Annotated in this window: 6 protein-coding genes; all 6 read left to right on the forward strand. The window is 67.1% G+C overall.

The window, feature by feature from the left end; translation table 11 throughout:
* Positions 1–649 (forward strand): flagellar basal body rod protein FlgF (locus VJ811_RS10480; RefSeq protein ID WP_324072216.1); only part of this gene is annotated, 649 nt, incomplete at its 5' end.
* Positions 650–661: 12 nt separating this feature from the next.
* A complete protein-coding gene (flgG, locus tag VJ811_RS10485) occupies positions 662–1447 on the forward strand; it encodes a flagellar basal-body rod protein FlgG (protein WP_324072217.1) in 786 nt (261 codons plus the stop codon).
* On the forward strand, positions 1428–2087 hold the full coding sequence (locus VJ811_RS10490) for a flagellar basal body L-ring protein FlgH (RefSeq protein WP_324072218.1): 660 nt from the start codon (positions 1428–1430) through the stop codon (positions 2085–2087). Before flgG ends, VJ811_RS10490 begins: the two co-directional genes overlap by 20 nt.
* A 14-nt stretch (positions 2088–2101) precedes the next feature.
* The gene (locus tag VJ811_RS10495; protein WP_414711938.1) at positions 2102–3211 is read left to right on the forward strand and encodes a flagellar basal body P-ring protein FlgI; all 1110 of its coding nucleotides are present in this window, start codon (positions 2102–2104) and stop codon (positions 3209–3211) included.
* Positions 3208–3525, forward strand: a complete 318-nt coding sequence (locus tag VJ811_RS10500; RefSeq protein WP_324072219.1) for a rod-binding protein — start codon at positions 3208–3210, stop codon at positions 3523–3525. Before VJ811_RS10495 ends, VJ811_RS10500 begins: the two co-directional genes overlap by 4 nt.
* Positions 3522–4676, forward strand: a 1155-nt coding sequence (gene flgK / locus VJ811_RS10505; RefSeq protein WP_324072220.1) for a flagellar hook-associated protein FlgK, incomplete at its 3' end; no start/stop codon positions are given. The genes VJ811_RS10500 and flgK, both read left to right, overlap by 4 nt.

Genomic DNA, 4676 nt, shown 5'->3' on the forward strand with positions numbered 1-4676 from the left:
GGGCTTCCGCGCCGACATGGCGAGCGCGCAGTCGCTGTGGCTCGACGGCGACGGGCTCGATGCGCGCGCCATGTCGTCCGAGGAAGTGCTCGGCGCCGACATGAAGGCGGGCACCGTCACCCAGACGGGGCGCGACCTCGACATCGCGATGCAGGGCGATGCGCTGCTCGTGGTGCAGGCGAAGAATGGCGAAGAAGCCTATACGCGGCGCGGCGATCTCCAAATCTCGCCGAGCGGGTTGCTCACCACCGGTGACGGCCATCCCGTGCAGGGCGGTCAGGGGCCGGTAACGATCCCGCCCGCCGACGCGATCAGCATCGACCAGGAAGGGCGCGTGTGGATCGTGCCGCAGGGCGGCGATCCCGAAAATCCGCAGGAGGTCGACCGGCTGCGGCTCGCGGGTCCCGCAGGGTCGGACATCGCCAAGGGGCTCGACGGCCTGTTCCGCGTGCGTGGCGGGGGCATATTGCCCGACGATCCCGAAGCGCGGCTTCTGACCCGCTCGATCGAAGGATCGAACGTTACCGCAACCGCCGCGCTCGTCGAGATGATCGAAGCGAGTCGCAGCTGGGACACCCAATTGAAGATGATCGGCGACGTGCGCGACATGGACAGCGCAACCGCCAATCTGATGCAGCTTCCCCGTTAAGGAGATTATGAAATGAGTATCGGTGCCTTGCACGTCGCGCGGACCGGTCTGGATGCCCAGGGCTTCCGGATGCAGGTGATCGCCAACAACCTCGCCAACGTCAACACGACGGGCTTCAAGCGCGACCGCGCCAGCTTCGAGACGCTGAGCTATCAGATGATGACCCAGGCCGGCGCGCCGTCGACGGCGGAAAACCGCTATGCGACCGGCCTCAACCTCGGCACCGGCGTCGCGCTCAACGGCACGGCGCGCATGGATACCCAGGGCACGTTTCAGACGACGGGCAACGGCCTCGACGTCGCGATCGATGGCGCCGGCTATTTCCAGGTCGAGATGCCCGACGGGCGCACCGGCTATACCCGCGCGGGCAATTTCGGCCGCTCGCCCGACGGGACGATCGTGACCTCCGACGGCAAACCGATGACGCCGGCGATCCAGATTCCCGAAGATGCCAGCAATGTGACGATCGGGCTCGACGGCACCGTGTCGGCGACCGGCGCCGACGGCACCGCGCTCGAACTCGGGCGGATCGAAATCGCGCGCTTTGCCAACCCGGCGGGCCTGCAGGCGATCGGCGGCAATATGCTCGTCGAGACGCAGGCATCGGGCGCGCCGCTGGTCGGCGGCGCGGGCGAGGAAGGCCGCGGTACGCTGCGCGGCGGGATGCTCGAAGGATCGAACGTCAATGTCGTCGAGGAGCTCGTCGACATGATCGAGACGCAGCGCGCCTATGAGGTCAATTCGAAGATGATCTCGGCCACCGATGAGATGATGAAAAATGCCTCGCAGACTCTCTAAGCTGGCGATGCTGACCCTTGCACTGGCGCCCGTCACGGCGCTCGCGAAGGACAAGCTGCCGCCTGACGCCTTTTCGGTGTCGATGCCGCCGCCGCCGGCACCGCCGCCGGCGAACGGCTCGATCTTTCAGGGCAGCTATGTCGCGCTGACGTCGGGCGGCCGCGCGGGGCAGGTTGGCGATATCGTCACGATCCAGCTCGTCGAGCGCACCGCCGCGACGAAAAGCAACGCCGCGGGAACGCAGCGCGAAGGCGATATCGGCCTGACGCCGCCGACCACCGGCCCGCTGTCGCTGTTCAATCCCAGCGATATCGCGATGGGTGGCGGCCAGGCGTTCAAGGGCAAGGGCGACGCATCGCAGTCGAACGCGCTGTCGGGCGAGGTCAGCGTGACGATCGCCGCCGTCTATCCCAACGGGACGATGTTCGTGCGCGGCGAAAAGCTGCTCACGCTCAATCGCGGCGACGAACGCGTCCAGATTTCCGGAATCATCCGCGCGATCGATATCAGCCCCGACAACCGCATCCTGTCGACGCGCGTCGCCGATGCCAAAATCCGTTACGTCGGCAAGGGCGAGATCGCGCGCGCCAGCCAGCAAGGCTGGCTGCAGCGCTTCTTCTCGATCATCAGCCCCTTCTAACAGAGGAATTTGAAGTGACCCAGCGTCCGACCCTGTTCACCCTTTTTGCGCTTCTGCTCGCCAGCTTCGCCTTTGCGGCGCCCGTGCACGCCGAGCGCATCAAGGACATGGGCCAGTTCCAAGGGCTGCGCGCCAACCAATTGACGGGGTATGGCATCGTCGTCGGCCTCGCGGGGACGGGCGACGACAGCCTCGACTATTCGACGCTGGGCATGAAGGGCGCGGTGTCGCGCTTTGGCCTGACGTTGCCGCCGGGGGTGAATCCGGCGCTGAAAAATGCCGCGGCGGTGATGATCACTGCCGAGCTGCCGCCCTTCGCCAAGCCCGGCCAGCGTCTCGACGTCACCGTGTCGGCGATCGGCAAGTCCAAAAGCCTGCGCGGCGGCACGCTCGTGCTCGCGCCGCTATATGGGGCCGATGGACAGATTTATGCGATGGTGCAGGGCAATCTCGTCATCGGCGGGCTCGGCGTCGATGCCGCCGACGGATCGAAGCTGACGGTCAATGTGCCGTCGAGCGGACGGATCGCGGGCGGCGCGACGGTCGAGCGCGCGGTCGACACCGGCTTTGCCTCCGCCAGCCAGCTGACTTTCAATCTCCACCAGTTCGATGCGACGAATGCGAAGCGCGTCACCGATGCGATCAATGCCGCGCTGCCCGGCTCGGCGACGATGCTCGATGGCGCCAGCATTGCCATTCGCGCCGCCGGCGGCGGCGACGAACGCATCCGGTTGATCTCGCAGATCGAGAATCTGGGCGTCCAGCGCGCCGAGCCGCCCGCGAAGGTCATCGTCAATGCCCGCACCGGAACCGTCGTGATCAACGGCGCGGTCCGCGTCGGCACAGCCGCGGTGACGCAGGGCAAGCTCACCGTCTCGATCAAGGAATCGCCGATGGTCGTGCAGCCCGCGCCGTTCAGCCGCGGCCAGACCGCGGTCGAAGAGTCGAGCGAGATCAGCGTCGAGCAGGACTATCGTCCGGTGATGCTGGTCAAGCCCACCGCGTCGCTTTCCGAACTCGTCGATGCGATCAATCGCATGGGCGTCCCCCCGGGCGACCTCGTCGCCATCCTCGAGGCGCTGAGCCAGGCCGGCGCGCTCACTGCGGAATTGGTGATCATATGACGAGCCCTATTTCTTCTGTCCGCGCCACCCCCACACCTGCCGCCGCTGGCGGCGGCGATGGCGGGCTGCGCAAGGCGGCCGAGGCATTCGAAGCCGTGATCCTGCGCCAGCTGATGGCATCGATGCGGCAGGCCAAGCTCGGCGACGATATATTGGGATCGAGCGCGACCGACAATTTCCGCGAAATGGCCGACGCGCGCACCGCCGACAGCCTCGCCGCGATGCGCCAGTTCGGCATCGCCGACATGGTCGAGCGGCAGTTCCGCGGCCAGCTTGCCGGTCTCGCCGGCCGCTCCGGGGGAGGCGTGCAATGAGCGACCTGCTCGGCATCGGCTATAGCGGTCTCAAGGCCTATTCGCGGGCGCTCTCAACGATCGGCGACAATATCGCCAACGCCCAGACCCCCGGATATGCGCGCCGCCGGCTCGAAATGATGGAGGCCGTCGGCGGCGGCAATTCGATCTTCTACCGCGGCAATACCAACCCCGGCGGCGTCGACATTCGCGGCATCGACCGCTCGGTCGACGGCTGGCTGATCGAGGATTCGCGCATCACCTCGGGCGACGCCGAACGCTCGGCGACGAAACTCTCTTGGCTCGACAAGGTCGAAGGCGCGCTCAGCGACGAAACCAATGGCATCAAGACCGGGCTTACCAAGCTTTACACGACCGCCGACCAACTGACCGCCGATCCGTCGAACCGGACGTTGCGCGCGCAGTTCCTGCAGTCGGTCGACGATATCGCGTCGGGCTTTCGTACCGCGGCGGGCCAGCTCGACAAGATGGGCGAGGGGATCGAGGGCGCCGCGGCGAGCGAGGTTGACCAGTTCAACGCCGACCTGGGCGCGCTCGAACAGATCAACATCGGCTTGCGCAAGGCGCGGCCGGGCTCGACCAACGAGGCGAGCCTGCTCGACGAACGCGACCGGCTGCTCGACAAATTGTCGTCGCAGGCCGGCGTCAGCCCGACCTTCGACAATAATGGCGCGGTGACGCTGCGTGCGGCCGGATCGGGCGACCTGCTCGTCGGCGGCGGCGTCGTGAATCCGATTTCGGTCACCGCCGCACCCGACGGGCGGCTATCGTACAGCGTCGGTGGTTCGCCGCTCGCGATCTCGACGGGCTCGCTTGCAGGTCTTGCGGAAGGCGCGAACCATGTCGCCGATCAGCGCGCCGCGCTCGACACGATGGCGACCGATTTCGCGAACCAGCTCAACGCCGCGCATCAGGCGGGTGCGGATGCCAATGGCAATCCGGGCCAGCCGCTGTTCACCGGCACGAGCGCGGCAACGCTGACCGCCGCGACGCTGACCCCCGATCAGGTGGCGGCGGCGAACGCGTCGGGCAGCAATGGTAATATGCTCGCGCTCGGTGCGATGCGCGGGGCGAACGATCCCGAAGCGCGCTGGTCGGGCCATCTCGCGACACAGGCGCAGGCGGTGTCGTCGGCGCGCGCGCAGGACGCG

Source organism: Sphingopyxis sp. (assembly GCF_035250425.1).
Taxonomy (GTDB): domain Bacteria; phylum Pseudomonadota; class Alphaproteobacteria; order Sphingomonadales; family Sphingomonadaceae; genus Sphingopyxis.

Excerpts from the sequence above, each read along its gene's own strand:
- VJ811_RS10500 (WP_324072219.1), top strand. The coding sequence starts at position 3,208 with ATGACGAGCCCTATTTCTTCTGTCCGCGCCACCCCCACACCTGCCGCC.
- VJ811_RS10490 (WP_324072218.1), top strand. The coding sequence starts at position 1,428 with ATGCCTCGCAGACTCTCTAAGCTGGCGATGCTGACCCTTGCACTGGCG.
- flgG (WP_324072217.1), top strand. The coding sequence starts at position 662 with ATGAGTATCGGTGCCTTGCACGTCGCGCGGACCGGTCTGGATGCCCAG.